The sequence below is a fragment of the Cupriavidus sp. WKF15 genome, from assembly GCF_029278605.1.
GTDB lineage: Bacteria > Pseudomonadota > Gammaproteobacteria > Burkholderiales > Burkholderiaceae > Cupriavidus.
The window spans coordinates 2,034,593-2,061,216 of the sequence record NZ_CP119572.1; the positions used below are offsets into that span (position 1 = coordinate 2,034,593).

A 26,624-nucleotide genomic window follows, 5' to 3' on the forward strand; every position below is an offset into this window, starting at 1 on the left:
GACGCGCACCCGATCGTGGCACGCCCCGCCCCCCGCGCTGGTGGGGTGCGGGATCTGTTACATAGCGCCGCCGCCGGTTACACTGCTGCCGCAAACGAATGGTTGTCCCAGGAGACTTCATGACCGCAACGCCAAACCCTGCCCCTCACCGCGGCGAGACCGTCTTTATCGTCGATGACGATGAAGCGATGCGCGACTCGCTGACCTGGCTGCTGGAAGGCAATGGCTACCAGGTGCGCAGCTTCAGCAGCGCCGAGCAGTTCCTGACGGCCTATGACGCCAGCCAGGTTTCCTGCCTGATCCTCGATGTGCGCATGCCCGGCATGAGCGGCCCGGAACTGCAGGAACGCATGATTGCCGAGAACATCGATATCCCCATCGTCTTCATCACCGGCCACGGCGATGTGCCGATGGCGGTTTCCACGATGAAGCGCGGCGCCATCGACTTCATCGAGAAGCCGTTCGACGAATCGGAACTGCGCGCGCTGGTCGAGCGCATGCTGCAGAAGGCCCGCACGGACCACTCGGCCGCGCGCGAGCAGCGTGCCGCCAAGGACCTGCTGGGCAAGCTGACCACGCGCGAGCAGCAGGTGCTGGAGCGCATCGTCGCCGGCCGCCTGAACAAGCAGATCGCCGACGACCTGGGCATTTCCATCAAGACCGTGGAGGCGCACCGCGCCAACATCATGGAAAAGCTCAACGTCAATACCGTGGCCGACCTGCTGCGCCTGGCGCTGTCGCGCAACAGCTGATCCGGCAGGCTGCCCCGGCGCCCGCCGGGGCAGGCAATCGACGCCACTTCCCCGTCGCCCCGCGCCTCAGTCGCTCAAGTACTCCTCATCCCGGAACGTCACCACCCATTGTGGCCGGTAGACCACAAAAATCGCGACCAGCATGCCGGTGAGGAACGCCTCGCCAAACGCGAGGATGACAATGGCTGCGAGCGTATCGGCGGTGCTGAACGGAAGCCCTGGAGCCATCCAGTGCCGCCAGGCGGCCTCCGCCGCCCCCGCGCCCATGGCCGCCAGGCCCGCGCAGAAATAGCCATGGCCGAGGATGAACACGAATGGATGGCGCGGCAGCGTGTGGCGCATGATGCCCTGCAGCCCGGCCGAGATCAGCGCCGGCAGCAGCGCCAGCCAGACATAGCGTATCCAGAGCGACGGCCAGTCGAACAAGGCCCAGCTGTGACCGGCCAGGTATTCGAGGCCAAGCATGGACACCACGTCGACCACGAACAGCGATATCAGCGCCAGCGGCAACCCGAACAGCGTGACCATCAGCGTCGCGCCAAGGAGCTGGATCACCAGGCCGCCGACCAGCGTGGCACGCACCGTCCACAACAGCGCCACCAACACCATCGCGCCCAGCCAGGCATGCTGCAGGGAACCGCGCCGCAGCAAGTGCCAGGGGCGGCGGCTCAGCGCCCAGCCAAACCCGGCAATGGACACGAAGACGAGCAGTGGATCGGACAACAGGGATGGGAGCGCGGTGTGCATGTGACGATGCTACCAGCGTGGCCGGGCATCCCGGCTTGCCGGCGGTCAAACGGCAACGCGGCCGTCGCGGGGCGGAATGCCCGCCCGTCACCCCGTATAATTCGCCTTTAAGCTCTGCCGGCCGGGCGCCGCCCCGCGACGGCGCCTTCACTCCCGGCCATAAACCCGCCCTGTCCCCCATGTCTGCACAACTGATCGACGGCAACGCACTTGCCAAACATATCCGTTCCGAAGCCGCCGTGCGCGCCGCCCGCCTGACCGAACGCGGGCACCAGCCCGGCCTGGCCGTGGTCCTGGTCGGCGAGGACCCGGCCAGCCAGGTCTATGTGCGCAACAAGGTCAAGGCCTGCGAGGACAACGGCTTCCACTCGTCGCTGGACCGCTACCCGGCCGACCTGTCCGAAGCCGACCTGCTGGCCCGTATCGACGCGCTGAACAAGGATCCCAAGATCCATGGCATCCTGGTGCAACTGCCGCTGCCCAAGCACATCGACAGCCACAAGGTGCTTGAGGCCATCGCCCCGGAAAAGGACGTCGACGGCTTCCACGTGGCCAATGCCGGCGCACTCATGACCGGCGCCCCGCTGTTCCGCCCGTGCACGCCATACGGCTGCATGAAGATGCTGGAATCGATCAACTACCCGCTGCGCGGCGCCCGTGCGGTGGTGGTCGGCGCCTCGAATATCGTCGGCAAGCCGATGGCCATGCTGCTGCTGCAGGCTGGCGCCACGGTCACCATCTGCAACAGCAAGACGCGCGACATCGGCGCCCATACCCGCGACGCCGACGTGATCGTTGCCGCCGTGGGCAAGCGCAACCTGATTACCGCCGACATGGTCAAGCCCGGCGCGGTCGTGATCGACGTGGGCATGAACCGCGACGACAACGGCAAGCTGTGCGGTGACGTGGACTTCGGCGGCGTGCGCGAAGTGGCCGGCCATATCACGCCGGTCCCGGGCGGCGTCGGCCCGATGACCATCACCATGTTGCTGGTCAATACGCTGGAAGCCGCCGAGCGCGTCGCCGGCTAAGCCTGCCGGCCGTTGCGGCGGAGGCCGCAACGGCACTGGAAAAGCCGCGGCGCTGCCCCCATCTGCAAGCCATTGCCTCTTCAGGCCAGACAACCGAGAACCGCCATGGACCAAGCCCTCAACAATCCACTGCTGGACTTCACCGACCTGCCGCGCTTCTCCGAGATCCGCCCCGAGCACATCAGCCCGGCGCTCGACGTGCTGCTCGAACGTGCGCAGGCAGCCGTGGCGCGCGCCGAAGATCCGGCCACGCCGTCCGACTGGGCCAGTGCCGTGGAAGCGCTGGAAGCCGTCACCGAGCCGCTGGGCCGCGCCTGGGGCGTGGTCGGGCACCTGAGCGCGGTCGCCGATACGCCGGAGCTGCGCAAGGCGCACGCCGAGAACCTGCCGCGCATGACGGAGTTCTGGTCGTCGCTGGGCCAAAGCCTGGCGCTCTATGAAAAGTACAAGGCGCTCGCAGCCAGCCCCGAATTTGCCGGCATGAGCGCCGCGCGCCACCAGCTCATCGAGAATGAGCTGCGCGGCTTCCGTCTGGGCGGCGCCGAACTGCCCGAGGACAAGAAACCGCGCTTTGCCGAAATCCAGGAACAGCAGGCGCAGTTGTCCAAGGCATTCTCCGACCACGTGCTCGACGCCACCAACGCCTACGCGCTGATCATCGAAGATCCGGCACGGCTATCCGGATTGCCCGAGGACGCACAGGAGGCTGCCCGCCACGCGGCGGAGAAGGACGGCAAGGCCGGCTGGAAATTCACGCTGCACTTCCCCTCCTACTTCCCCGTGCTGCAGTACGCGGACGACCGAGCGCTGCGCCAGACCCTGTACGAGGCCAACGTGACCCGTGCATCGGAACATGGCGCCCAGTACGGCAGCGGCCAGGCCGACTGGGACAACACGGCCAATATGCGTGAACAGCTCGCACTGCGCCGCGAGGAAGCGCAAATGCTCGGCTACCAGTGCTACGGCGAAGTGTCGCTGGTGCCGAAGATGGCCGAGTCGCCAGCCGAGGTGCTGAAGTTCCTCGACGAACTCGCGGTCAAGGCACGTCCGTATGCCGAGCAGGACTGGGCTGAACTCAAGGCCTATGCCGCGGCCGAGCTGGGGCTGGCCGAACTGGCGCCGTGGGACGTTGCCTATGCCTCCGAAAAGCTGCGGGAGCAACGCTATGCGTTCTCGGAGAACGAAGTGAAGCAATACTTCCCCGAGCCCAAGGTGCTGCAGGGTCTGTTCGGGGCCGTCGAGCGGCTGTTCTCGGTGAAGATCCAGCCCGATACGTCGCAGACCTGGCACAAGGACGTGCGCTTCTTCCGCGTGAATGCGGCCGACGGCACGCTGCTGGCCCAGTTCTACATCGACCTCTATGCGCGCGAAGGCAAGCGCGGCGGCGCGTGGATGGATGATGCGCGCGGCCGCAAGATCCTGGCCAATGGCAAGGTGCAGACGCCGGTGGCCTACCTCACCTGCAATTTCTCGGCACCGGTCGGCGACAAGCCGGCACTGTTCACGCACGACGAAGTCATCACACTGTTCCATGAATTCGGCCACGGCCTGCACCACATGCTGACGCAGGTGGGCGAGCTGGGCGTGTCCGGCATCAACGGCGTGGAATGGGATGCGGTGGAACTGCCGTCCCAGTTCATGGAGAACTTCTGCTGGGAATATGAGGTGCTGACCGGCATGACCCAGCACGTCGACAGCGGCGAGCCGCTGCCGCGCCCGCTGTTCGACCGCATGCTGGCGGCCAAGAATTTCCAGAACGGCATGATGACGCTGCGCCAGATCGTGTTCTCGTCGTTCGACATGCACCTGCACACCGACTTCGACCCGCAGGGCGCGAAGAGCGTGCTGGACCTGTCGCGCGAGATCAACGACCGCGTGCACGTGGTACCGCAGTACCCGCTGTCGCGCTGGCCCAATACCTTCAGCCACATCTTCGCGGGCGGCTATGCCGCGGGCTACTACAGCTACAAGTGGGCCGAAGTGCTGTCGGCCGACGTGTACGCCGCCTTCGAGGAAGCCGCGCAGTTGTCGGGCACCGTGCTCGACAGCGAAACCGGTGCGCGCTACCAGCGCGAGATCCTGTCGGTCGGCGGCAGCCGCCCCGCCATGGATTCCTTCGTCGCGTTCCGCGGCCGCGCGCCGCAGATCGACGCGCTGCTGCGCCACGGAGGCATGGCAGCATGAGCGCGGCGCTGCCTGTCTCCGGCCCGCTGCGCATCGCAAGCTGGAACGTCAACTCGCTCAAGGTGCGCCTGCCGCAGGTGCTTCAATGGCTGGCGGAACAGGAGCAGGCCGGCGCGCCGATCGACGCGCTGTGCCTGCAGGAACTGAAGCTGCCTGACGACAAGTACCCGCTCGCGGAACTGGAAAACGCCGGTTTCCACAGCGTCTACACGGGCCAGAAGACCTACAACGGCGTTGCCATCCTCGCGCGCGATGCCAGCATGCCGGGCCCGACCGATGTGGTGCGCAATATCCCGGGCTTTGAAGATGCGCAGCAGCGCGTCGTGGCCGCGACCTATGGCGACGTCCGGCTGGTCTGCGCCTATTTCCCGAACGGGCAGGCGCTGGACTCGGACAAGTTCGTCTACAAGCTGAAGTGGCTCGAAGCCATGACGGCGTGGCTGCGCGAAGAGCTGGTGAAGTATCCGCGGCTCGCGCTGCTCGGCGACTTCAACATCGCGCCGGAAGACCGCGACGTGCACGACCCCGCCAAATGGGAAGGCCAGAACCTGGTCTCGCCCCAGGAGCGCGCGGCCTTTGCCGCGCTGGTCGAACTGGGACTGGCCGATGTCTTCCGCAAGTTCGAGCAGCCAGAGAAGGCCTTCTCCTGGTGGGATTACCGCATGTTCGCGTTCCGGCGCAATGCGGGCTTGCGCATCGACCACATCCTGCTGTCGCCAGTCCTGGCCAGCAATTGCTCCGCCTGTGTGATTGACCGCGTGCCGCGCACCTGGGAGCAGCCGTCCGACCACACGCCGGTCGTCGCCACGCTCAACTGCGGCTGACCCGCTCGCCACGCGCACGCAAGTCCGGGCAAGCCCGGCTCGCGGCGCATGGCGGGGGGCGGATACACTGCCGCCATGAACCTGGCACGCCCCCGCCATCCTCACCTTCCCTTCATGCCCTGGCCGACCAGCTCACGGCGCCGCACGCCCCCGCCGCCAGCAGGCAAACCCCAACCTGACCAATGACTGCCACCGCAACCAGCCCAGCCGACCGGCTGCAGCGCCTGCTTCCCTGGACTCAACGCGTGTCCCGTGCCACCTTGCGCGCGGACGTGGTCGCGGGACTGCTCGGCGCCGTGCTGGTGTTGCCGCAGGGCGTGGCCTTTGCCACGCTGGCGGGGCTGCCGCCGGAGTACGGCATCTACACGGCCGTGGTGCCATGCATCATCGCCGCGCTGTTCGGGTCGAGCTGGCACGTAATGTCCGGTCCGACCAATGCCAATTCGCTGGCGCTGTTCGCCATGCTGAGTCCCGTGGCCTTCGCGGGCAGCCCGGCTTATATCGGCCTGGCGCTGTCGGTCACCATCCTGGTCGGCTTGATGCAGTTTGCGGTCGGCACGCTGCGGCTGGGCACGCTGGCCAACTTCATCTCCCCTTCCGTGCTGCTCGGCTTCACCTGCGGCGCAGCCACGCTGATCGGCCTCTATGCGCTCAAGGACCTGCTCGGCCTGGCGGTGCCCACGGGCACTAGCGCATTCGGCGTGCTGCGCTTCCTGTTCGACAACCTGGACGCCATCAACTGGGGCGCAGCCACCGTGGGCGCTGTCACGCTCGGCGCGACGCTGGTGTTCAAGCGCCTGGGCAAGCGGCTGCCGTTCATGCTGCTTGGTCTCATGGCCGGCTACGGCGTGGCTTTGGTGCTGAACCGGACCGGATGGGGAAGCGGACACCATGTCAATGTGGTCGGACCGATCTCCTCGGCAATTCCGAGCTTCCGTGTGCCGGATGTTTCCTGGCGCAGCGTGCCGGACCTGTTCGGCATCGCCTCGGCGCTGACCATCGTCGCACTGGGCCAGTCGATCTCGATTGCCAAGGCGGTAGCGTTGCGTTCCGGCCAGCATATCGACGCCAACCGCGAATTCATTGGCCAGGGGCTGTCGAATATTGCCGGCGGCCTGTTCTCCGGCTACATCTCGTGCGGTTCGCTCAACCGCTCGGTGCCGAATTTGGAGGCCGGTGCGAAGACGCCGCTGGCCAGCGTGTTCTCGGCCCTGTGGCTAGTGCTGCTGGTGGCCGTCAGCGCGCCGCTGCTCGCGCAGATTCCGCTGGCCGCTATCGCGGCCATGCTGCTGCTCGTCGCCTGGGGCTTGTTCGACTTTGCCCGCCTGCGCCGCATTGCCGCCCTGAGCCGCACCGAGTTCGCTATCGCCGTGGGCACCTTCGCCGCCACCCTGGTGATCCGGCTGGAGATGGCGGTGCTGCTCGGTACCATTCTTTCGCTGGTCGCCTACCTGTACCGCACATCACGACCGGCGGTGCGCAGCCTCGTGCCCGACGCCGACGACCCGGGCCGCCGCTTCACGCCGCTGGACGAATTGCAGCGGCCGCAGCCGGAGTGCCCCCAACTCAAGCTGCTGCGCATGGAAGGCGCCATCTATTTCGGCGCCGTGCAGTACGTGACGGATCGGCTGCACTGGCTGCGCACGGTCAATGCCAACCAGAAGCATCTGCTGGCCATGACCAAGAGCATGAACTTCATCGACCTGGCCGGCGCGGAGATGTGGGAAGCCGAACTGACCGAACGGCGCGCCGTCGGCGGCGACCTGTACTTCCACCGTCCGCGCACGCAAGTGCTGCAGACCTGGGAACAAACGGGGTTCACCACCAAGCTCCGCACGGACCACGTCTTTTCCACCAAGCGTCAGGCGCTGCACACGATCATCGGGCAACTCTCTCCCGATATCTGCGCGCAGTGCCAGGTGCGCATCTTCGAAGAGTGCGCGCAGCGCCCCGGCGCGCAAACGCACGCGGAAGCGCTGTGACAGCCGCGTCAGAATGACAGGTCCGAATGATTGAAGCGGGAGACTGGCATCGGAGATAACCGGATGCCGCACGGTAAGACGGTTTGGCAGCGTCGGAGTATGCGCTACCGGAAAGAGGCTGATGCGAGATGGGCGCCCGCGGCTTGCCTGCGGCTGGCCGGGGCATCCATCCGGATCAGACCGGCGCCACGTGTGCGCGCTTGACGACGACCGGTTGCGGGACGCCTTGTTCAATCAGCACCACCGCTGCGCGCTCGATCGTGTCGCGCCCGGCGCGGAAGGCTTCTTCCAGCGACAGGACCTGGTCCGCGCTGAATCCTTCCCATAGTGCTTCGCGTGTCACGACGCACGTTACCTTTTCGCCATTGACGATGGCGTGGAACAGCAAGCCTTCGTTATTGATGTCGTAGCGCTCTTGCTCTTGGAACTTGATATCCATCGGTGCAGCCCTCCATATGCAAGTGGAGAAACATCCTAACATGGCCGGAGCAATATCGTATGCGCGGACCTTCGTTGATCCACTCAATCGAATGACCTCCGGACAGGCGCGCCGGTTCCCTCCACATTCGGAGCGATGCCAACGCCGCAGGCGCTGCGCGAGTTCGGCCCGAACTCGTTTGATGTACGCGGGTGTTTGACAAACTCCGAAATCATGTTAAAATCTTTTTCTTCGTTGGGGCGTTAGCTCAGTTGGTAGAGCAGCGGACTCTTAATCCGTAGGTCGAGTGTTCGAGTCACTCACGCCCCACCATCGAATACAAAGCAAAAGGCCGGAAGCATCTGCTTCCGGCCTTTTGCTTTTTGCTTTTTGCTTTTGGGCTGCGCCTGCAGGCGGCAGGCGCAGCAACACACTCAGGCGCCGCTGTCGCGTGCGCGCTCGAACAGCGTGCGCGCGAGCTGGCGGTGCCGCGACAACACGACCGGCAAGTCGGCCGTCAGCAGTTCACCGTCACGAACCACCACGCGTCCGTTGATCACGCTGGTGACCACATTGGCGGGCGCGCAGAACACCAGCGCGGCAACCGGGTCATGCCCGCCCCCGGCAAAGCCGACAGCCGACATATCGAAGGCCACGAAGTCGGCAGACATGCCGGGGGCCAACGCACCGATGTCATCCCGATTGAGCACGCGCGCACCGCCGAGCGTGGCAATCTCCAGTGCCTCGCGCGCGCTCATCGCCGCCGGCCCAAACCCGACGCGCTGCAGCAGCATGGCCTGGCGCGCCTCGCCAAGCATATGCGCGCCATCGTTCGAGGCACTGCCGTCCACGCCGAGGCCAACTTTGACGCCGGCATCGCGCATGGCGCGCACCGGGGCGATGCCTGACGCCAGCCGCATATTGGAGCACGGGCAATGCGCAACACCCGTACCCGTACGTGCAAACAGGGCGATCCCCTCCTCGTCGAGCTTCACGCAGTGGGCATGCCAGACATCGTGGCCGACCCAGCCGAGATCCTCGGCGTACTGTGCAGGCGTCAGCCCGAACTTCTCGCGCGAATAGGCGATGTCGTTGTCGTTCTCGGCCAGGTGCGTATGCAGCGACACGCCATAGTGGCGAGCCATGAGCGCCGATTCGCGCATCAGGTCGCGCGACACTGAAAACGGCGAACAGGGCGCCAGCACCATGCGCAGCATCGCGTGACGAGAACTATCGTGATACTGCTCGACCAGGCGCTGGCTGTCGCGCAGGATGGCGGTCTCCTCTTCCACCACTACATCCGGCGGCAGGCCACCCTTGCTGCGACCGACGCTCATCGAGCCGCGCGCCGCGTGGAAGCGCATGCCCATTTCCTGCGCGGCGGCAATGGAGTCGTCGAGGCGCGATCCGTTTGGATAGAGATAGAGGTGATCGCTCGTGGTCGTGCAGCCCGACAGCATCAACTCGGCCATCGCGGTCTTCGTCGAGATGCCGATCATCTCCGGTGTCAGGTGCGACCACAGCATGTAGAGATTGGTCAGCCACGCAAACAGCTCGGCATCCTGTGCCGCGGGCACGGCGCGGGTCAGGCTCTGGTACATGTGATGGTGCGTATTGACCAGGCCGGGAATCACTACACGGCCGCGCATGTCGATGACCTGCGCCGTGCCATCGTCGATCATGCGGCGATACTGCGGCGGCAAATCCGCCGTCGCCCCGACCCATTGCACCGCGGGGCCGTCGGCAACCAGTGCGCCATCGGGTATTTCTCGCCGTTGCGCATCCATGGTGACAAGCACATCGGCGTTCAGGGCAATCAGGGTCATATCGGCAAGTCTCTGGCGGTTGGCATGACGCGAGTCTAAGACCCGCTCCGTCAATCCCAAAGCACAGAATTTCGCCAACCATGTCCACAAAATGTGGACACACAATAACGCCCGCGAAAACGCAGGCGTTAGCGCCCTTGCGCGAACAGCGCCGCCAGCGTTGCGCCGATACTCCCGGCCATCAGCTCAGCCGCCGGGCTTAGCGTGCCGTGCGCACGCGCCACCAGGGCGAGGGTCTGGCGCCGCAGGTAGCGGTCGCGCAGCGGCACCAGCACCAGCGCGCCGCGCGCGCGTTCCTCCATGATGTCGAGCGGATTGAGCAAGGCGACGCCGCTGCCCAGCATGACCAGGCGCTGGATCAGCGCCATCGAGGTCGACTCGGCGGCCGGCGTCACGTCGATGGCATTGCGCGCAAAGGCGTCATCGAGGATGGCTCGGATCGACAGCGATGGCGCCGGCAGGACCAGCGGATAGCCGACGCACTCGCTGAGCAGCACGGAGGGTTGCTCTGCCAGCGCGTGGTCTGGCGGCACCACGGCGCCAATCTGCCAGTCGCTGGTCGCGAGCACGCGCAGCGCTGGCGCGGCGGGCAGGTCGTAGCCGAGACCGAGGTCGGCCTCGCCCTGCTCCACGGCGGTGGCAATCTCCGCCACAGGCAGATCCACCACGCGCAGGATGATGCCCGGATACCGCTGGCGGAAATCATGCACCAGCGATGGCAGCAACGACCCCGCGAGCCCGGCGGTTGCAGCCACCGTGACCTCACCGCGCCGGGCGCCCTTGAAGTCCTCGATCCGCTCGCGCAATGCCTCGTGCTCGCGCAAGGTCTGCCGGACGTGAGCGAGGACCATCTCGCCAAGCGGTGTCAGGCGCAGGCGCCGGTTGATGCGCTCGAATACAGGAGCGCCGAGCTCGGCTTCCAGGTCCAGAATCTGCCGGTTGATCGCAGTCGGCGCCACATGGAGATGCTCCGCGGCCTTGCGGATCGAACCGCGGCGTACCACTTCGTCTAGATAGCGCAGGATCCGGGCATGCATGGAGTTGTCTGGTCGTCACGGCTTTCGGCGTGACTGACCGCATCAGGAAGCTCGGCATTGTAGCCGCGAGTGCCGGAAAAGAAAGTTCGCCTCACCTATTGCGTCTTACTAGATACCTTGCTACAATCTTTTTCTTCGTTGGGGCGTTAGCTCAGTTGGTAGAGCAGCGGACTCTTAATCCGTAGGTCGAGTGTTCGAGTCACTCACGCCCCACCAGCGAATTCCCAGAAAAGGCCAGCCGCAAGGTTGGCCTTTTTGCTTTGATACGCTTCTGCTGTCTTTGCTGGGATGCCCTCTTGCCCGCGCACGGGAGCACCTGCCATTTCTTGATACGCGGGTTCTCCCCGATACCACTCACCGACCTTTCCCTGTTGAATGGCCACCGGCGCACAACGCGGAACGTAGTTCCGTATCGCGGAACCAAATTTCTGTGGGTTGTTGGCTGGTTTCGCACAACGAGGACCAGCCTGCCGAGTCAGGACCGGATGATTCACCGACAAGCGCAGGCGACCCAGAATCGCCATGAAGAACGCCCCAGGAATCCGGCCCGGCGACAATCAGTGAATGAAGAACGGAGGCACTCCTTGAAAGCAGTTCTCAAAGCAGGCGCTGCAGCCTGCATCGCGGCCCTCGGCCTGTTCCACGGCGGCGCCCAGGCGCAAAGCTACCCGACCAAGCCGATCCGCCTGATCGTGCCGTTCGCGGCCGGCGGCACCACCGACATCGTGGCACGCGCCGTTTCCGACGCGCTCGGCCGCGAACTGGGCCAGCCCGTCGTGGTGGAAAACCGCGGCGGCGGCGGCGGCGCCATCGGTGCCGATGCCCTGGCCAAGTCCACTCCGGACGGCTATACGCTGGGCATCGCTACCGTAAGCACGATGGCCACCAACCCGGCCACCAATGCCCGCAATCCGTATGACCCGATCAAGGATTTCGCGCCCATCACCAACCTGGTGAACGTGCCGAACGTGCTGACGGTCAACCCGAAGGTCCCGGCCAAGACGCTGAAAGAATTCGTCGCGCTGCTCAAGTCCAACCCGGGCAAGTACAGCTACGCGTCGGCTGGCAAGGGCAGCATTTCCCATCTGGATGGCGAGCTGTTCAAGGACATCACCAAGACCGATATGGTCCATATCCCTTACCGCGGATCGGGCCCGGCGCTGAATGACACGCTGGCCGGCCAGGTCAATGTCCAGTTCGACAACCTGCCGTCCTCGATGCCGTTCATCCAGGCCGGCAAGCTGCGCGCGCTGGCCGTGGCCGCGCCCAAGCGCGTGGAAGGTTTGCCCGACGTGCCGACCTTCGCCGAAGCCGGCATGAAGGATATGAACAACATGGCATGGTATGGCCTGGTCGCCCCGGCTAACACGCCGGCCGCCATCGTCGCGCGCGTGCACGATGCCGCCGTCAAGGCCCTGCAGGACCCGGCCGTGAAGCGCCGCCTGGCGGATAGCGGCGCCTACCCCGACGGCAATACGTCGGCCCAGTACGCGGCCCAGATCAAGCGTGAACTGGACCTGCGCAAGAAGATTGCGCACGACCAGAACATCACGCTCGAATAAGGGCATCTGCCCTGCAAGAAGAAAGCCGGCTGCATACCAGCCGGCTTTTTTTATGCTTGATCGCGCACTATTGCGCACCACCAGGAGATGTCCATCCTTATTCTGCATCAACTTTGACTTTGCACAGGTCGTTGCCGGACAAGAAAGCGTTCAATGCAATTAGAAGAAAGTTTCACTATGCGGACCAGCGCCGACCTCGGTACAGTAGCCGGGGATGATCCGCCAAACTCGGCCCCAACCGGATCGCGCAGGCGCTGCGCGACCGCCACTCGCGAGGATGAAGATGCTCAAGAAGACCGTTCCGACCCTGATCGTTGCCGCACTGGCGGCCTTCGGTGCAACGCAGCTTGCGTATGCGCAGAAGAACTACACGGAGGGCGGCGACCTGTACGGCGGCAGCCACGCCAAGAAGAAGGCGAGTCCGAACCAGAACGCAGCCAAGTCGGGCAAATTCGATCCATACACGGACGGCGCAAAGCAGTCGACCAAGGCCGACCTCGCTGGCAAGAAGACCGATCCATACACCGACGGCGCCAAGGCCGGCAAGCCCGACCCGTACACCGACGGTGCCAAGGCCGGCAAGTTCGATCCGTACACCGACGGCGCCAAGTCCGGCAAGTACGACCCGTACACCGATGGCGCCAAGGCACCCGCGGCGAAGTCGCAGTAAGACTTCTGCGTCGCCTGCTCTGCGGAGCAGGCTGCTGCTCTGCGGAGCAGGCTGCTGCTCTGCGGAGCAGGCTGCAAACAAAACAGCCCGCATCTGCGGGCTGTTTGCTTTCGATGCCAGCGATCAGGCAGCCATCGCGTGCTGCGGCACGGAGGCGCGCATGGTGCCTAGGTCGCGGTAGCGCACATGCCAGGACAACGCTTCCTCTAGCAGGTGTGGCGTCTGCCCGCCAAGCCGGCTGGCGCGGCGGAAGTAGTCGTTCAGCACGTCGCGATAGGCCGGATCCGCGCAGTTGTCGATGACCTGCCTGGCGCGTTCGCGTGGCGCCAGGCCGCGCAGGTCGGCCAGACCGTGCTCGGTCACGATGATGTCGACATCGTGCTCGGTGTGGTCCACATGCGCCACCATCGGCACGATGCTGGAAATATCGCCGCCCTTTGCCACGGACTTGGTCACGAATACCGACAGATGCGCATTGCGTGCGAAATCGCCCGAGCCGCCGATGCCGTTCATCATGTGCGTGCCGCCGACATGCGTCGAATTGACATTGCCGTAGATGTCACACTCCAGCGCGGTATTGATGGTGATGAGCCCGAGCCGGCGCAGGATCTCCGGATGGTTGCTGATCTCCTGCGGCCGCAGCACCAGCCGCGACCGGTACCGCTCCAGGTTCGCGATGAAGTGCTGGTAGACCGGGCGCGACAGCGTCACCGACGACGCCGAGGCAAATGCGAGCCGCCCCGAGTCGAGCAACTCGATCGTGCTGTCCTGCAGGACCTCGGAGTACATCTTGAGATCGTGGAACGGCGAGTCGATCAGCCCATGCAGCACGGCATTTGAAATCGTGCCGATGCCGGCCTGCAGCGGCTGCAGCGACGGCGACAGCCGCCCTGCGCGGACTTCGCGCCCGAGAAACTCGCTCAAGTGGCCCGCGATCTGGCGCGTGCCTTCATCGGGCGGCAGCGCGTTGGATGGACTGTCGTCCTTGCCAGTGATGACAATCGCGGCAATCTTTTCCGGATCGATCGGGATATACGGCAAGCCGATGCGCTGCTCGGCGGAAATCAGGGGGATCGGCTGCCGGTATGGGCGCTGCACCGGGAAGTAAATGTCGTGGAAGCCCTCGAGCGCCAGCGGCATGTTCATGTTGATCTCGACGATCACCTTGCGCGCAAGCATGGCAAAGCTGGCCGAGTTGCCGACCGAAGTGCTCGGCACGATGCCGCCCTGCTCCGTGATCGCGACCGCTTCCACCACGGCCACGTCCACCGGCGCAATCTGGCCGGAGCGCAGTTGCTCGACCGTCTCGGACAGATGCTGGTCGATGAACATGACTTCGCCGGCGTTGATCTTGCGCCGCAGGGTCTCATCGGACTGGAAAGGCAGGCGGCGCGCGATCACGTCGGCCTGCGCCAGCACCTTGTCGATATCGTTGCCGAGCGACGCGCCGGTCATCAGCGTGATGCGCAGCGGCTCCGTGGCGGCGCGGCGCGCCAGTGCGAATGGCACTTCCTTGCAGTCGCCCGCACGGGTAAAGCCGCTCATGCCCACCGTCATGCCGTCGCGGATGAGCTCGGCTGCCGTATCGGCCGAGACCACCTTGTCCAGCAGCCTCGGCAGGCGAATGCGTTCCTTGTACATCTTCATCTCCGGTTGCCGGGCGGTTCCGGTCCACCCGTGCGCCCCCGGAAGTCATGGCGTCGGGGGTTGGAAAGGCAGTGTAGTCACGTCGCCGCATTCCAACATGGATTTAAATTCATAAAAACAAGTCGCTTTTTTCATAAACCTCAAACAAGGGCGAAGTGCCGGCCATGCCCCCTCCATTTGCGCAGAAAAGGGCCTTCCGGCTACGGCGGGACAAACCCTAGGAAACATACAAAAAGCCTTGGCTTCTGGTAGTGTCTGCCGCATCAGGAAAGACCGCCCCGATTTGACCCTGGAGTCGAGGCGCGGCGCCTGTGCCGCCCGGGCCGGCCAAGCTCCGGCCCAAGAGCGTTGCAATGTCGGCGACAGACATGAGGAGACGCCAAAACATGCATAGCAAACCACTCGAACCCAACGAGCCGGTTGTCCTTGCCCTGATGGACGCGGTCACCGCCTGGCAAGGTGCTTTGGAACAGACCCTTTCGGCCTCCGGGCTCAACTATGGCAAATGGCTCTTGCTGCGAGCCATCATGCAGAACGCATTCGTGCGCCACGAGCCGCTTGCGGGCGTCATGCCGATCGACGCCGCACGCGCCGAACACATGCTGGGTGAGTTACAGCGCGACGGCTGGATCGAGTATTCAGACTCCGGCGCACCGCGGATCAGCGCTGCGGCTGAGGGCCGCGTCGAACGCGTGTGGCAGGCGGTCAAAGCCCTGCACTCGGTCTCGGTATCGCCATTCAGTTCGCACGAGCGCGTGGCACTCGGCGCGCTGTTGCAGCGCATGAAGCTGACTTTGAGCGATCACTCCGCGCGCCGTAGCCGCAACCCGGCTAACGAGCCGGTGACGCTGCACACCGCGGCAGGGCGTGTGGGGGCTGGTGGCACCGGCGCAGCGCAGCCGATGTCCGCCTGATTTACCCCGAAGGCGCTGTCCGGCGCCGTGCTGGCGGGCAAGTTCGCCCCCCACGACTTTCCCCTCGCAACGTGCTGTTTTTTCCTAAAGTATGAGCATGCACCGGCACATGCATCGTCTGAGTCCAGACGCGCTGCATGGGCCGCCCCCCGCGCCCCATACCGCAAGGAGGCACCATGCCGCAGGAGAACGAAGAAAAAGTCGCACACCTGCAGGAAGAAATGCTGGCGTTCGCGCGGGAGCGACTGCCCGCGGCGGGGTTCGAGCTGCTCGGACCGATTCTGCGGCATTACTACGACCAGACCGACGCCGATGACCTGATCCACCGGGACGTCGCGGACATGTATGGCGCCGTGATGGCGCATTGGCAGACGGCGCAGAAGTTCGTGCCTGGCACCGCGCGCATCCGCGTGTACAACCCGAACCTGGAAGAGCACGGCTGGCACTCCGACCATACCGTGGTCGAGATCGTCAACGACGACATGCCCTTCCTGGTCGACTCCGTGACCATGGAGATCAACCGCCTGGGGCTGGTGCTGCACTCGGCGATTCACCCGGTATTCCGCGTATGGCGCGGTGTCAAAGGCAGCATCGAGAAGATCGAACTCGGCGGCGCCGGCAGCGACGCCGAATCGCACCTGGAATCCTTCATCCACTTCGAGGTGGACCGCACCGGAGAGCCGGCGCGGCTGGAGGCGCTGCGCAGCGGCATTGCACGCGTGCTCGGCGACTTGCGCGCCGCGGTCGAAGACTGGCAACGCATGCGCGAGATCACCGAGACCACCATTGGCACGATGGCGCAGGCCCCGGACGCCGCCAGCGCCGACAGCACGGAAGGCCGGGCCGTCCTGGAATGGATGCTCGACGACCACTTCACTTTCCTCGGCCAGCGCGACTACGAGCTCATCTCGCAGGACCAGCGCTATTTCCTGCGCGGCGTTCCGGGCACCGGGCTTGGCATCCTGCGCGAAAGCCTGCGTGCGCCCGAAGCCGAAGACCTGACGCCGCTGCCCGCCGCAGCCACGTCCATCATCCAGGGCAGTTCGCCGATTTTCCTGACCAAGGCCAATTCGCGCTCCACCGTGCACCGCCCCGGCTACCTGGATTACATCGGCGTCAAGCTGCTCGATGCCAACGGCAAGCTGTTCGGCGAACGCCGCTTCGTGGGCCTGTACACGTCCACGGCGTACACCTCGCCGATTGCCGAGATACCGCTGGTACGGCGCAAGTGCGCGAATATCCTGGCCCGTGCCGGGTTCCTGGCCAAGGGTCACCTGTACAAGTCGCTGGTGACCATCCTCGAGCAGTATCCGCGCGACGAACTGTTCCAGATCGACGAAGACGAATTGTTCGACATTGCGATCGGCATCCTGCGGCTGCAGGAACACCAGCGCACGCGGCTGTTCGTGCGGCGCGACCGCTTCGACCGCTTCGTGTCCTGCCTGGTGTTCGTGCCACGCGACAAGTACAACACCGACCTGCGCCAGAAGATCCAGAAGATCCTGATGAGTGCCTTCCACGGCAACGCGTGCGAGTTCACGCCGCTGCTGTCGGAATCGCCGCTGGCGCGCATCCAGCTGACTGTGCGCGGCGAGCCCGGCAGCATGCCGCAAGTCGACACGCAGGAACTGGAAGCGCGCATCGTCCAGGCCAGCCGCCGCTGGCAGGACGACCTGGCCGAAGCGCTGCACGAGAGCCGCGGCGAGGAACAGGGCAACCGCATGCTGCGCCAGTACGGCGGCTCCTTCCCGGCCGGCTATCGCGAAGACTACCCGGCTCGCACCGCCGTGCGCGACATCGAACTGATGGAACATGCGCTGCGGGGCAACGGCATCGCCATGAACCTGTACCGCCCGATCGAGGCGGTACCGGGCGCTTTCCGCTTCAAGGTCTATCGTGCCGGCGAGCCGATCGCGCTGTCGCACAGCCTGCCGATGCTCGAACACCTTGGCGTGCGCGTCGACGAAGAGCGGCCCTACCTGATCGAGCCGGACAGTGGCGCGCCGTTCTGGATCCATGACTTCGGGCTGGAGATCGCGGACAGCGCCGGCGGTGCCGATTTCGATATCGAACGCATCAAGGCGCTGTTCGAAGACGCCTTCGCGCGCGCGTGGAACGGGGAGATCGAGAACGACGACCTCAACCGGCTGGTTTTGCGCGCCGAGCTGGCGGCGCGCGATGTGACGATCCTGCGCGCGTACGCGAAGTACCTGCGCCAGGTCGGCTCGACCTTCAGCGATGCGTACATCGAACGCGCACTAACCGGCAATCCCGCCATTGCAGCCAGGCTGGTGGCGCTGTTCGTCGCACGCTTCGACCCGGCCGCGGCCGCCACGCGCGATGCGCGTTGCCAGCAATTGCTGGCCGACATCGAGACCGCGCTGGACCAGGTTCCGAACCTCGATGAGGACCGCATCCTGCGCCTGTTCCTCGGGGTGGTCAACGCGACTGTACGCACCAACTACTTCCACCGCGATACCGGCGGACAGCCGCGCCCCTACGTTTCGTTCAAGTTCAATCCCTCCCAGGTTCCCGGCCTGCCCGAGCCGCGCCCGATGTTCGAGATCTGGGTCTACTCCCCGCGCGTGGAAGGCGTGCACCTGCGGGGCGGGCGCGTGGCCCGGGGCGGCCTGCGCTGGTCGGACCGGCGCGAAGATTTCCGTACGGAGGTGCTGGGCCTGATGAAGGCGCAGATGGTGAAGAACACGGTGATAGTGCCGGTCGGCTCCAAGGGCGGCTTCGTCGTCAAGCGGCCACCGCCGCCCACCGACCGCGATGCCTTCCTGCAGGAAGGCATCGCCTGCTACCAGACGTTCCTGCGCGGCCTGCTCGACCTGACCGACAACCTGGTTGCCGGTGCCCTCGTGCCCCCGCCGGACGTGGTCCGCCTCGATGACAACGATCCTTACCTCGTGGTTGCTGCCGACAAGGGCACCGCCACCTTCTCCGATTTTGCCAACGCGATCTCGGGCGAGTACGGGTTCTGGCTCGGCGATGCCTTCGCCTCGGGCGGCTCGGTCGGCTATGACCACAAGAAGATGGGCATCACCGCGCGTGGCGCATGGGAATCGGTCAAGCGGCATTTCCGCGAAATGGGCATCGACACGCAGACCACCGACTTCACCGTGGCCGGCGTCGGCGATATGTCGGGCGACGTGTTCGGCAACGGCATGCTGCTGTCACCCCATATCCGGCTGGTGGCTGCGTTCGACCACCGCCATATCTTCCTGGATCCGGATCCGGACCCCGTGTCCAGCCTGCAGGAACGCGTGCGCATGTTCGCGCTGCCACGCTCGAGCTGGGCCGACTACGACAGCAAGCTCATCTCCGCGGGGGGCGGCGTGTTCCCGCGCACGGCCAAGACCATCGCGCTGTCGCCGCAGGTGCAGGCCGTGCTCGGCGTCACCGCGAGCACGCTGTCGCCTGCCGAGCTGATCCACGCGATCCTGATGGCGCCTGTGGACCTGCTCTATAACGGCGGCATCGGCACCTATGTCAAGTCCAGCCAGGAAACCCACCAGCAGGCCGGCGACCGCACCAACGACGCCGTGCGCGTCAACGGCGCCGAGCTGCGCTGCAAGGTCGTCGGCGAAGGCGGCAATCTCGGCTTCACGCAGCTTGGCCGCATCGAGTTCGCGCGCCGTGGCGGACGCATCAATACCGATGCCATCGACAATTCGGCCGGCGTCGATTGCTCGGACCATGAGGTCAACATCAAGATCCTGCTCGGCCAGGTCGTGGCCGAAGGCGAGATGACCGAGAAACAGCGCAACAAGCTGCTGGCCGAGATGACCGATGAAGTCGGCCTGCTGGTGCTGCAGGACAACTACTACCAGACCCAGGCCTTGTCGGTGGCAGGCCGCAACAGCGCCGCATTGCTCGATGGCGAAGCGCGCCAGATCCGCTGGCTTGAACGCGCCGGCCGCCTCAACCGCGCGCTGGAATTCCTGCCCGGCGATGAAGAGATTGTCGAACGCAAGGCCGCCGGCGAAGGCCTGACTTCGCCCGAGCGCGCCGTATTGCTCGCGTACAGCAAGATGTGGCTCTACGACGAACTGCTCGCCTCGGATGTGCCCGAAGACAAGCTGGTGGCCGACCTGCTGGTCGACTACTTCCCGGTGCCGCTGCGCCAGCGCTATGGCGATGCCATGCAGCGGCACCCGCTGCGCCGCGAGATCCTGGCCACGCACCTGACCAACCTGCTCGTGAACCGGATCGGCGCGACGTTCGTGCATCGCATGATGGAGGAAACGGATGCCGGGCCTGCCGAAATCGTGCGCGCCTGCCTGCTCGCACGCGATGTATTCGGGCTGACGGCGCTGTGGCAGGAGATCGATGCACTGGACAACCGCTTGGCTGATGCCGAGCAGGCACGCATGTTCAGCGCCGTCGGCCAGTTGCTGGAGCGGGCCTGCCTCTGGTTCATCCGCTACCTGCGCACCGGTGGCACCGCCGAAGCGGGTATGGCGCGCTTCGCGCAATCGGCCCAGTGGCTTACGCCGCAGTTGCCGGCCCTGCTGCCGCAGGCCGATGCGGCGGCACTGGCCGAGCGTGCGCAGGCCCTGACGGAGGCTGGCGTAGAGCCCGCGCTGGCCCAGAAGGTCGCCAGCCGCGACATCGCAGCGGCTGCGCTCGATATCGCGGAAGTGGCAGCTTCCTGCAACCGTCCGCTGGAGCTGGTGGCGGGGGTCTACTTCGCACTCGATACGCAGCTCAGCTTCAACTGGCTGCGGGAGCGTGCGCAGGCGCTGCCCGCCGATACGCATTGGGACTTGCTGGCGCGCACCACCACGCTCGACGACCTCGGGCGCCTCAAGCGCGCCCTGATGACCAGCGTGCTGGCGCAGTCCGGCGACTATGACACGGCCGAAGCACTGATCGACGCCTGGCGCGCCAACCGGCAAGCCGCGCTCGAACGATTCACGCGCATGCTGACCGACCAGCGTGCATCGGGCGCCACGGGACTGTCGATGCTGTCGGTGGCCATCCGCGAGATCGGCATGCTGGAACGCAGCTGAGGCGCGCCGGGCCGGTCCGCTCAGTCCTCTTCCGCGTCCGGCTCGCGGGGGCGGAACTCGAGCCCGAGCAGGACCAGCAGCTCGAAGGCATCCGCGAGCAGGTGCGTCTGCCTTGGCAGCAGGCTGGCATACGGCATGTCATAGATCGACTGATGCGCCGCACGCTGGCCCTTCAGGCCACGGTCCCGGGCGATATCCGACAGCAGCGCCGCAAAGCCGGACAGATCCTGGGCGGACAACGCGGAATTCAGCACCCTGGCAATCACCTGGGGCGACGCGCCTGCCCAGCCGATCAGTTCGGCGTTTGAGGCTGAATTGGGAGGGAGATGGGAAATTTCCATGCGCTGTCTAACGGTCTGTACCGCAGCTCCTTAAGCCGGAAGTAACGTAGCAATTACCCTACATGCGAGGGGGTTCAACCCACATCAGCCATTGCGTTGCACCCACTGGCGCGCCCACGCGATGGCCGCCACGCGTGCTTCGTCCGGGGTGGGATAAGTGGCCGGCGGCCCACCACCCTCCAGCACGACGGCTCCGGCCTCCCAGATATCGCACACGGCCTTGAAGCGATCGATACTCAGCGCGTGGCAGAACACGTGGACCATAAAGCCACGGTATTCGACGATGTCGGTGGCCGCTTCGGGCAATGGCTTCGGGTCTACCGCCTGCTCCGGTGCGGCGGGCATGGATTCGGTGGCGCCCGCCTCCGCATGCCGGCGCGCGCTTTTCGCCGCCCACGCGCAGAGGCACGCCAGCGCGACGCCGGTCAGCAAGCCCATCCCAAACCAGCACGCCCTGCTTTGACAATGCGCCATGGCAGCCCCCTCGGACACGTAGAGCGAAGCGCAGCGGCATTCCTGCCGGTATCTGGTTCAGGTTATACCAAGGGCGGTCATGCCGGCGGCGCGACTGCAGGGTCAGTCGCACCGGCACATGCCGTCTCGACAGATGACGCGGGCACGCCAGGCATTTATACTGTACATTCATACAGTACTCATACGCGCACTGCCATGCCGCTCTATCTGTCTGACTCCATCTTGCTGGAAGCACACTATTTCGGTGACGATGCTGAGTACGTGCGCCTGCCCTGCGCGCAGGTCAGCGTCGGCAGCGGCGCCATCGTCGTGCAGGGCATCGAGCTGCGGCACCTGCAAGCTCTACGCTGGACACCCGATTTCCTCTCTTTTGACGCCAGCGGCGATCATCACCGGTACCCCGTCGGCCGACCGGCCTTCATCGGCCCCGACCGCGCGCAGTTTGCCCTGCTCTGACCGCCCCTGACCGTCCCGACAAGCGCCAGCCACGCCAAGCCATGCAAGCCGACACCACCGCCGACCGACTGATTCACGAACTGGGCCTGCAGCCTCATCCCGAAGGCGGCCATTTCCGCGAGACCTACCGGAGTACCGAGAGCGTCCGATGCAGCGATGGCCGGATTCGCAGCGCATCGACCGCCATCTACTACCTGCTGCGCGGCGGGGATTACTCCGCCTGGCACCGCATTCGCTCGGACGAGCTGTGGCACTTCCATGCCGGCACGCCGCTCGATGTGCATGTACTGACTGACGACGGCAAGCTTGTCACGCATCGGCTTGGCAATCCGCTCGAATATCCGGACGCGGTATTCCAGGCCATGGTGCCCGCCAACCATTGGTTTGCCGCCGAACGCGTATCGTCAGGACCCGAGGCTTTCTCCCTGCTTGGCTGCACGGTTGCGCCCGGGTTCGAGTTCAGCGAATTCGAACTCGCGCAGGCCTCCGACCTTGCCAGCGCGTTTCCAGCGCATGCCGCGAAGATCCTGGGGTTCGCGCGCCGACCCGCATGAGCGCTCGCTGTGCGCTGGCTGGAAACCCCGTGCCCGCATGCTAGGATGGCTCAAAGAGTCCGGGAGACATCCATGGCCCAGAAGCGCTACCACGAACTGCCCACCGGGGAACGCGACGCATTCGAAGCCGCCTGTGCCCGGCACGGCTTTGTCCCCGAGGACTTCGAAGTCAGCGTGCAAGAGCATGCTGCCAATGCGCAAAGGACCATCAGCATCGGACGCGTCGTCGGTAGCCAGTTCGAGCAGTATGCGACAGCGGATGGAATCGACTGGGTGGCCTTGTTCGAGCGGGATCTGGCCGGCGACGTGTTTGGGTTTCCCTTGGCGGATTGAGGCAAGCCCCGGGTGTCGAGCGCTTTAGATACCTTATCGATTTGCGAGGGTGCTGAGGAGCCTTGGCCCGCTGCGCTCTCCGACAAGGATTGCAGTGGCCGGCCGCGTGATATTGGAAGACTTCCAATATGAACCGCGCACGCGCTACCGTACGCTACAAATAAAAAACCCGCTTGGCCTTATACCAAGCGGGTTCTGTCTGGTCGGGGCGAGAGGATTTGAACCTCCGACCACCTGCACCCCATGCAGGTACGCTACCAGGCTGCGCTACGCCCCGAAGAAAAAGATTATAGCAGAGGCATTTCCCAGATGACCAGCGGTTCTACTGAAATTTATGCCCGCCGCGCGATCTGCTGAAGCTGGGCAAGCAGGTGCTGCACCTCCACGAGTTCGCCACGCAGATTGGCGATATCCACCGATGGTACCGAGGTTTCGGCCGCAGCTTGCGCAGGCGATTCTTCCGGCTCAGCCATCGCCTGGTGATGAGCCTGCCGACCTTCGTCGAGACGATTGCGCGCACCGTTGATAGTGAAGCCCTGCTCGTACAGCAACTCGCGAATACGCCGGATCAGCAGGACTTCGTGGTGCTGGTAATAGCGCCGGTTGCCCCGGCGCTTGACCGGCTTGAGCTGGGTGAATTCCTGCTCCCAGTAGCGCAGCACGTGCGGTTTCACCGCGCACAGTTCGCTGACTTCGCCAATGGTGAAGTAACGCTTGGCAGGAATGGGCGGCAGCGCAACGCGCTCGCTGGATTTGTCCGACATGAGAGGTGTAGACAGGCGTCAGGCCATGCCGGCCGGTTTGGGTTGGCGCTTCGATCAGCGCGCCCTGAAGCATACAGACGCCCGCTGCGGCAAGCAATCCGCCGTTCGGGTGGTCTCTGCGGTCAACCGGGAACACTCAGGCCGGCGCGCTCTTCCACCTGGCTCTTGAGCTTCTGGCTGGCATGGAACGTCACCACGCGGCGCGCGGTGATCGGAATCACCTCGCCGGTCTTCGGATTACGGCCCGGCCGCTGGGGCTTGTCACGCAACTGGAAGTTGCCGAAGCCGGACAGCTTGACACTGTCACCCTGCTCCAGGGCCTCACGAATAACGTCGAAGAAGGCTTCGACCATGTCCTTCGATTCGCGCTTGTTCAGGCCCACCTGGTCGAACAGCATCTCGGCAAGTTCCGCCTTGGTCAGTGTCGGCACTTCCGTGCCACGGATGTCCGGCATGGAGTCGTCGTCGCGGGAGGAAGCCTGCCGGTCGCTCATCTCGCCCAAAGCTGCTGCGGTCATGGAGTTCGCGTCTCGATCATTCATTTCGATCGCTCAAGGAATTCTGTCTGGCGATCCGCCCGGGTGCACTGCCCGGGCGCCCTGTCTGGTGTGCGTGCTGGGGGCTGGTGGTCAGCCGCGCAGGCGGGCCTGGAAGGCTTCGCCCAATGCGTCGACCATGCAGCGCACCGCGCTGTCGACGGTCTCGTCCTGCAGGGTCGACCCAGTATCTTGCAAGGTCACCCGGAACGCAAGGCTTTTCTCGTCGGCCCCAATGGAGGCCGATGCAGCCTTCGGACGGAACTCGTCGAACAGCACCAGGCTCTGGCAATAGCGGCCATAACCCTGCTTGTCGAGCGCTGCGAGCATGGCATCCAGCATGTCCTGCACACGCACCGACTGCTTCACCACCACGGCCAGGTCGCGCACGGCGGCCGGGAACTTCGAGATCTCGGTGTAGGCCGGCAGACCCGTTTCACGCAGCGCATCGAGTTGCAGCTCGAACAGCACCGGAGCTTGCGTCAACTCATACTCCTGCAGCCAACGCGGATGCAGTTCGCCGACCACGCCGACCAGCTTGCCATCGACCAGTACGCGCGCAGCGCGGCCCGGATGCAAGGCCGGATGCGCAACCGGCTCGAAGCGCGCCACGCGCGGGTGGAACAGCGCTTCCACGTCGCCCTTGACATCGAAGAAATCGACATTGCGCGTGGCGATGCCCCACTGCTCTTCAAATGCGGGACCGTAGGCGATGCCGGCAGCCACCATGGGCTGATGATAGCCGGCCACGGTCAGGCCGCCGTCCTTCACATCGGCGTCTCGATGGAACACGCGGCCGACCTCGAACAGGCGCACGCGTGCGGCCTTGCGGTTCAGGTTGTAGCGAACCTTGTCGAGCAGACCGCCGATCAGCGAGGAACGCATCACCGCGAGCTGGCTGGCGATGGGGTTCAGCAGTCGGATCGGATTGTCATTGGCGGCGAAGTCGCGCTCCCACTTCTCTTCGACGAAGGCGAAGTTGATGACTTCCTGGTAGTCGCGCGCAGCGAGCGCGTGGCGCACGACGTGCGTCGAGCGGCGGCCTTCGTTGGTCGGGCGCATTTCGCTTTCCGCGATGGGCGGGCGCGCAGGAATGCGCTCGAAGCCGTAGATGCGCGCGACTTCCTCGATCAGGTCTTCTTCGATCTCGATGTCGAATCGGTAGCTCGGCGGCGTCACCTCGAAGACTTCGCCCTCGGCGCCTTGCGTACGCGTGAACGGCAATTGCAGGCGCTGGAACACGTCGGCTACCACAGCCGACGACAGTTCGATGCCAAGCACGCGCTCGGCGCGCGCCAGGCGCAGGCTCACGGGCTTGCGCTGCGGCAGGTTGACGACGTGGTCGTCGACCGGACCGGCCTGTCCGCCGCAGATCTCGAGGATCAGCGCCGTGATGCGCTCGATATGCTCGACCGTCGTGGCATAGTCCACGCCGCGCTCGAAGCGGTGCGCGGCATCGGTCGAGAAGTTATAGCGGCGCGCACGGCCCTGGATGGCCGACGGCCACCAGAACGCGGCTTCCAGGTAGATATTGGTCGTGTCCAGCGTCACGGCGGTGCTGTCGCCACCCATGATGCCGGCCAGGCTCTCGATCTCCTTGTCGTCCGCGATCACGCCGACCTGCTCGTCGACCTCGACGGTGTTGCCGTTCAGCAGCTTGATCTGTTCGCCCTTGCGGCCCCAGCGCACGTCGAGCCCACCGTGGATCTTGTCCAGGTCGAACACGTGCGACGGGCGACCCAGCTCGAGCATGACGAAGTTGGAGATGTCCACCAGCGCCGAGATGCTGCGCTGGCCCGAGCGCTCCAGGCGCTGCACCATCCAGGCCGGCGTGGCGGCGTGGGCGTTCACGCCGCGGATCACGCGGCCCGAGAAGCGGCCACACAGGTCGGGCGCCGACACCTTCACCGGCAGCTTGTCATCGATGGTCACCGCGACCGGCTTCATGTCCGGCAGCGTCAGCGCGGCGCCCGTCAGCGCCGCGACTTCGCGCGCCACGCCGTGGATCGACAGGCAGTCGGCCTTGTTCGGGGTCAGCTTGATGACGAAGACCTGGTCGTCGAGGTCCAGGTATTCGCGGATGTTCTGGCCGACCGGTGCGTCTTCCGGCAGCACCAGCAGGCCGCCGTGTTCTTCCGACAGCTTCAGCTCGCGCGCCGAGCACAGCATGCCGTAGCTTTCCACACCACGCAGCTTGCCAACCTTGATTTCGAACGGCTTGCCGTCGGGCTCCGACGGCGGCAGGACGGCGCCGACCAGCGCGCACGGCACCTTGATGCCGGGCTTGACGTTGGGCGCGCCGCAGACGATCTGCAGCGTCTCGCCGGTGCCGGCGTCGACCTGGCACACGTTGAGGCGGTCTGCGTTGGGATGGCGCTCGGTCGACAGCACGTGCGCAACCACCACCTTGTCAAACGGCGGCGCGACCGGGCCGACCTCTTCCACTTCGAGCCCGGCCATGGTCAGGCTGTGCGACAGCGCGTCGGTGGAAATCTTTTCAGGGTTGGCGAAGGTGCGAAGCCAGGATTCCGAGAATTGCATGGCGCTTCTGATC

Annotated in this window: 22 protein-coding genes and 3 tRNA genes; 14 read left to right on the forward strand and 11 right to left on the reverse strand. The window is 65.1% G+C overall.

The features are described 5' to 3' along the window. Window positions 1-119 precede the first annotated feature (119 nt). Window positions 120-752 carry a response regulator transcription factor gene (locus CupriaWKF_RS09410; protein WP_276097643.1) on the forward strand — a complete coding sequence of 211 codons (633 nt, stop codon included), beginning with the start codon at window positions 120-122 and terminating at the stop codon, window positions 750-752. 66 nt (window positions 753-818) lie between these two features. Here the strand turns inward: CupriaWKF_RS09410 and CupriaWKF_RS09415 are convergent, their stop codons facing one another. After that, a complete protein-coding gene (locus CupriaWKF_RS09415) occupies window positions 819-1,499 on the reverse strand; it encodes a hypothetical protein (RefSeq protein ID WP_276097644.1) in 681 nt (226 codons plus the stop codon). Between the two features lie 179 nt (window positions 1,500-1,678). Between CupriaWKF_RS09415 and folD the strand changes: the two genes are divergently transcribed. The 4 genes from folD (at window position 1,679) to CupriaWKF_RS09435 (ending at window position 7,520) form a co-directional block, all read left to right on the forward strand. Then, window positions 1,679-2,530, forward strand: a complete 852-nt coding sequence (folD, locus tag CupriaWKF_RS09420) for a bifunctional methylenetetrahydrofolate dehydrogenase/methenyltetrahydrofolate cyclohydrolase FolD (protein ID WP_276097645.1) — start codon at window positions 1,679-1,681, stop codon at window positions 2,528-2,530. Between the two features lie 105 nt (window positions 2,531-2,635). Then, window positions 2,636-4,714: a M3 family metallopeptidase gene (locus CupriaWKF_RS09425; protein WP_276097646.1), complete on the forward strand. Its 2,079-nt coding sequence runs from the start codon at window positions 2,636-2,638 to the stop codon at window positions 4,712-4,714. Next, window positions 4,711-5,538 (forward strand): exodeoxyribonuclease III, encoded by an 828-nt coding sequence (gene xth / locus CupriaWKF_RS09430; RefSeq protein ID WP_276097647.1) that lies wholly within the window; start codon window positions 4,711-4,713, stop codon window positions 5,536-5,538. The genes CupriaWKF_RS09425 and xth overlap by 4 nt, the downstream gene beginning before the upstream one ends. Before the next feature lie 182 nt (window positions 5,539-5,720). Further along, entirely contained in the window at window positions 5,721-7,520 is a 1,800-nt protein-coding gene (locus CupriaWKF_RS09435) for a SulP family inorganic anion transporter (protein WP_276097648.1), read from the forward strand. Between the two features lie 175 nt (window positions 7,521-7,695). On the opposite strand, the gene CupriaWKF_RS09440 is transcribed toward CupriaWKF_RS09435, so the two are convergent. Then, entirely contained in the window at window positions 7,696-7,959 is a 264-nt protein-coding gene (locus CupriaWKF_RS09440; protein WP_224079910.1) for a DUF1488 domain-containing protein, read from the reverse strand. A gap of 236 nt (window positions 7,960-8,195) precedes the next feature. Between CupriaWKF_RS09440 and CupriaWKF_RS09445 the strand changes: the two genes are divergently transcribed. After that, window positions 8,196-8,271 (forward strand) — tRNA-Lys (locus CupriaWKF_RS09445). A gap of 101 nt (window positions 8,272-8,372) precedes the next feature. Here the strand turns inward: CupriaWKF_RS09445 and CupriaWKF_RS09450 are convergent. Then, a complete protein-coding gene (locus tag CupriaWKF_RS09450; RefSeq protein ID WP_276097649.1) occupies window positions 8,373-9,764 on the reverse strand; it encodes an 8-oxoguanine deaminase in 1,392 nt (463 codons plus the stop codon). A gap of 128 nt (window positions 9,765-9,892) precedes the next feature. Then, window positions 9,893-10,801 (reverse strand): LysR family transcriptional regulator, encoded by a 909-nt coding sequence (locus CupriaWKF_RS09455; protein WP_276097650.1) that lies wholly within the window; start codon window positions 10,799-10,801, stop codon window positions 9,893-9,895. Between the two features lie 140 nt (window positions 10,802-10,941). Here CupriaWKF_RS09455 and CupriaWKF_RS09460 point away from each other — a divergent pair. The 3 genes from CupriaWKF_RS09460 to CupriaWKF_RS09470 all read left to right on the forward strand — a co-directional run bounded on the left by CupriaWKF_RS09460 (window position 10,942) and on the right by CupriaWKF_RS09470 (window position 13,033). Next, window positions 10,942-11,017, forward strand: a tRNA-Lys gene (locus CupriaWKF_RS09460). 368 nt (window positions 11,018-11,385) lie between these two features. Next, window positions 11,386-12,363: a tripartite tricarboxylate transporter substrate binding protein BugE gene (locus CupriaWKF_RS09465; RefSeq protein ID WP_276097651.1), complete on the forward strand. Its 978-nt coding sequence runs from the start codon at window positions 11,386-11,388 to the stop codon at window positions 12,361-12,363. Window positions 12,364-12,646: 283 nt separating this feature from the next. Beyond that, window positions 12,647-13,033, forward strand: a complete 387-nt coding sequence (locus tag CupriaWKF_RS09470; protein ID WP_276097652.1) for a hypothetical protein — start codon at window positions 12,647-12,649, stop codon at window positions 13,031-13,033. Window positions 13,034-13,156: 123 nt separating this feature from the next. Here the strand turns inward: CupriaWKF_RS09470 and CupriaWKF_RS09475 are convergent, their stop codons facing one another. Beyond that, on the reverse strand, window positions 13,157-14,674 hold the full coding sequence (locus tag CupriaWKF_RS09475; protein ID WP_276097653.1) for an acetyl-CoA hydrolase/transferase family protein: 1,518 nt from the start codon (window positions 14,672-14,674) through the stop codon (window positions 13,157-13,159). A 392-nt stretch (window positions 14,675-15,066) separates the two neighbouring features. Between CupriaWKF_RS09475 and CupriaWKF_RS09480 the strand changes: the two genes are divergently transcribed. Both CupriaWKF_RS09480 and CupriaWKF_RS09485 read left to right on the forward strand, forming a co-directional pair. Then, window positions 15,067-15,594: a MarR family transcriptional regulator gene (locus CupriaWKF_RS09480; protein ID WP_276097654.1), complete on the forward strand. Its 528-nt coding sequence runs from the start codon at window positions 15,067-15,069 to the stop codon at window positions 15,592-15,594. A 176-nt stretch (window positions 15,595-15,770) separates the two neighbouring features. Continuing rightward, on the forward strand, window positions 15,771-20,612 hold the full coding sequence (locus tag CupriaWKF_RS09485) for an NAD-glutamate dehydrogenase (RefSeq protein ID WP_276097655.1): 4,842 nt from the start codon (window positions 15,771-15,773) through the stop codon (window positions 20,610-20,612). A 20-nt stretch (window positions 20,613-20,632) separates the two neighbouring features. Here the strand turns inward: CupriaWKF_RS09485 and CupriaWKF_RS09490 are convergent, their stop codons facing one another. Then, window positions 20,633-20,953 (reverse strand): hypothetical protein, encoded by a 321-nt coding sequence (locus CupriaWKF_RS09490; protein ID WP_276097656.1) that lies wholly within the window; start codon window positions 20,951-20,953, stop codon window positions 20,633-20,635. An 84-nt stretch (window positions 20,954-21,037) separates the two neighbouring features. Then, window positions 21,038-21,391, reverse strand: a complete 354-nt coding sequence (locus CupriaWKF_RS09495) for a hypothetical protein (RefSeq protein ID WP_276097657.1) — start codon at window positions 21,389-21,391, stop codon at window positions 21,038-21,040. Window positions 21,392-21,622: 231 nt separating this feature from the next. On the opposite strand from CupriaWKF_RS09495, the gene CupriaWKF_RS09500 reads away from it, so the two are divergent. The 3 genes from CupriaWKF_RS09500 (at window position 21,623) to CupriaWKF_RS09510 (ending at window position 22,770) form a co-directional block, all read left to right on the forward strand. Beyond that, window positions 21,623-21,883, forward strand: a complete 261-nt coding sequence (locus CupriaWKF_RS09500; protein WP_276097658.1) for a hypothetical protein — start codon at window positions 21,623-21,625, stop codon at window positions 21,881-21,883. A gap of 41 nt (window positions 21,884-21,924) precedes the next feature. After that, complete coding sequence (locus tag CupriaWKF_RS09505; RefSeq protein WP_276097659.1) at window positions 21,925-22,437, forward strand: cupin domain-containing protein; 513 nt, start codon at window positions 21,925-21,927, stop codon at window positions 22,435-22,437. 72 nt (window positions 22,438-22,509) lie between these two features. Continuing rightward, window positions 22,510-22,770 (forward strand): hypothetical protein, encoded by a 261-nt coding sequence (locus CupriaWKF_RS09510; RefSeq protein WP_276097660.1) that lies wholly within the window; start codon window positions 22,510-22,512, stop codon window positions 22,768-22,770. A gap of 200 nt (window positions 22,771-22,970) precedes the next feature. Here CupriaWKF_RS09510 and CupriaWKF_RS09515 read toward each other — a convergent pair. The 4 genes from CupriaWKF_RS09515 to pheT form a co-directional block, all read right to left on the reverse strand. Further along, window positions 22,971-23,047, reverse strand: a tRNA-Pro gene (locus CupriaWKF_RS09515). A 55-nt stretch (window positions 23,048-23,102) separates the two neighbouring features. After that, on the reverse strand, window positions 23,103-23,534 hold the full coding sequence (locus tag CupriaWKF_RS09520) for a MerR family transcriptional regulator (protein WP_276097661.1): 432 nt from the start codon (window positions 23,532-23,534) through the stop codon (window positions 23,103-23,105). Window positions 23,535-23,656: 122 nt separating this feature from the next. Then, a complete protein-coding gene (locus tag CupriaWKF_RS09525; protein WP_276097662.1) occupies window positions 23,657-24,076 on the reverse strand; it encodes an integration host factor subunit alpha in 420 nt (139 codons plus the stop codon). An 87-nt stretch (window positions 24,077-24,163) separates the two neighbouring features. Continuing rightward, window positions 24,164-26,611 (reverse strand): phenylalanine--tRNA ligase subunit beta, encoded by a 2,448-nt coding sequence (gene pheT / locus CupriaWKF_RS09530; protein WP_276097663.1) that lies wholly within the window; start codon window positions 26,609-26,611, stop codon window positions 24,164-24,166. Between the last annotated feature and the right edge of the window lie 13 nt (window positions 26,612-26,624).

Coding starts and splice junctions, on each gene's coding strand:
- CupriaWKF_RS09410 (WP_276097643.1), top strand. CDS start 120: ATGACCGCAACGCCAAACCCTGCCCCTCACCGCGGCGAGACCGTCTTT.
- CupriaWKF_RS09415 (WP_276097644.1), bottom strand. CDS start 1,499: ATGCACACCGCGCTCCCATCCCTGTTGTCCGATCCACTGCTCGTCTTC.
- folD (WP_276097645.1), top strand. CDS start 1,679: ATGTCTGCACAACTGATCGACGGCAACGCACTTGCCAAACATATCCGT.
- CupriaWKF_RS09425 (WP_276097646.1), top strand. CDS start 2,636: ATGGACCAAGCCCTCAACAATCCACTGCTGGACTTCACCGACCTGCCG.
- xth (WP_276097647.1), top strand. CDS start 4,711: ATGAGCGCGGCGCTGCCTGTCTCCGGCCCGCTGCGCATCGCAAGCTGG.
- CupriaWKF_RS09435 (WP_276097648.1), top strand. CDS start 5,721: ATGACTGCCACCGCAACCAGCCCAGCCGACCGGCTGCAGCGCCTGCTT.
- CupriaWKF_RS09440 (WP_224079910.1), bottom strand. CDS start 7,959: ATGGATATCAAGTTCCAAGAGCAAGAGCGCTACGACATCAATAACGAA.
- CupriaWKF_RS09450 (WP_276097649.1), bottom strand. CDS start 9,764: ATGACCCTGATTGCCCTGAACGCCGATGTGCTTGTCACCATGGATGCG.
- CupriaWKF_RS09455 (WP_276097650.1), bottom strand. CDS start 10,801: ATGCATGCCCGGATCCTGCGCTATCTAGACGAAGTGGTACGCCGCGGT.
- CupriaWKF_RS09470 (WP_276097652.1), top strand. CDS start 12,647: ATGCTCAAGAAGACCGTTCCGACCCTGATCGTTGCCGCACTGGCGGCC.
- CupriaWKF_RS09475 (WP_276097653.1), bottom strand. CDS start 14,674: ATGTACAAGGAACGCATTCGCCTGCCGAGGCTGCTGGACAAGGTGGTC.
- CupriaWKF_RS09480 (WP_276097654.1), top strand. CDS start 15,067: ATGCATAGCAAACCACTCGAACCCAACGAGCCGGTTGTCCTTGCCCTG.
- CupriaWKF_RS09485 (WP_276097655.1), top strand. CDS start 15,771: ATGCCGCAGGAGAACGAAGAAAAAGTCGCACACCTGCAGGAAGAAATG.
- CupriaWKF_RS09490 (WP_276097656.1), bottom strand. CDS start 20,953: ATGGAAATTTCCCATCTCCCTCCCAATTCAGCCTCAAACGCCGAACTG.
- CupriaWKF_RS09495 (WP_276097657.1), bottom strand. CDS start 21,391: ATGGGCTTGCTGACCGGCGTCGCGCTGGCGTGCCTCTGCGCGTGGGCG.
- CupriaWKF_RS09500 (WP_276097658.1), top strand. CDS start 21,623: ATGCCGCTCTATCTGTCTGACTCCATCTTGCTGGAAGCACACTATTTC.
- CupriaWKF_RS09505 (WP_276097659.1), top strand. CDS start 21,925: ATGCAAGCCGACACCACCGCCGACCGACTGATTCACGAACTGGGCCTG.
- CupriaWKF_RS09510 (WP_276097660.1), top strand. CDS start 22,510: ATGGCCCAGAAGCGCTACCACGAACTGCCCACCGGGGAACGCGACGCA.
- CupriaWKF_RS09520 (WP_276097661.1), bottom strand. CDS start 23,534: ATGTCGGACAAATCCAGCGAGCGCGTTGCGCTGCCGCCCATTCCTGCC.
- CupriaWKF_RS09525 (WP_276097662.1), bottom strand. CDS start 24,076: ATGAATGATCGAGACGCGAACTCCATGACCGCAGCAGCTTTGGGCGAG.
- pheT (WP_276097663.1), bottom strand. CDS start 26,611: ATGCAATTCTCGGAATCCTGGCTTCGCACCTTCGCCAACCCTGAAAAG.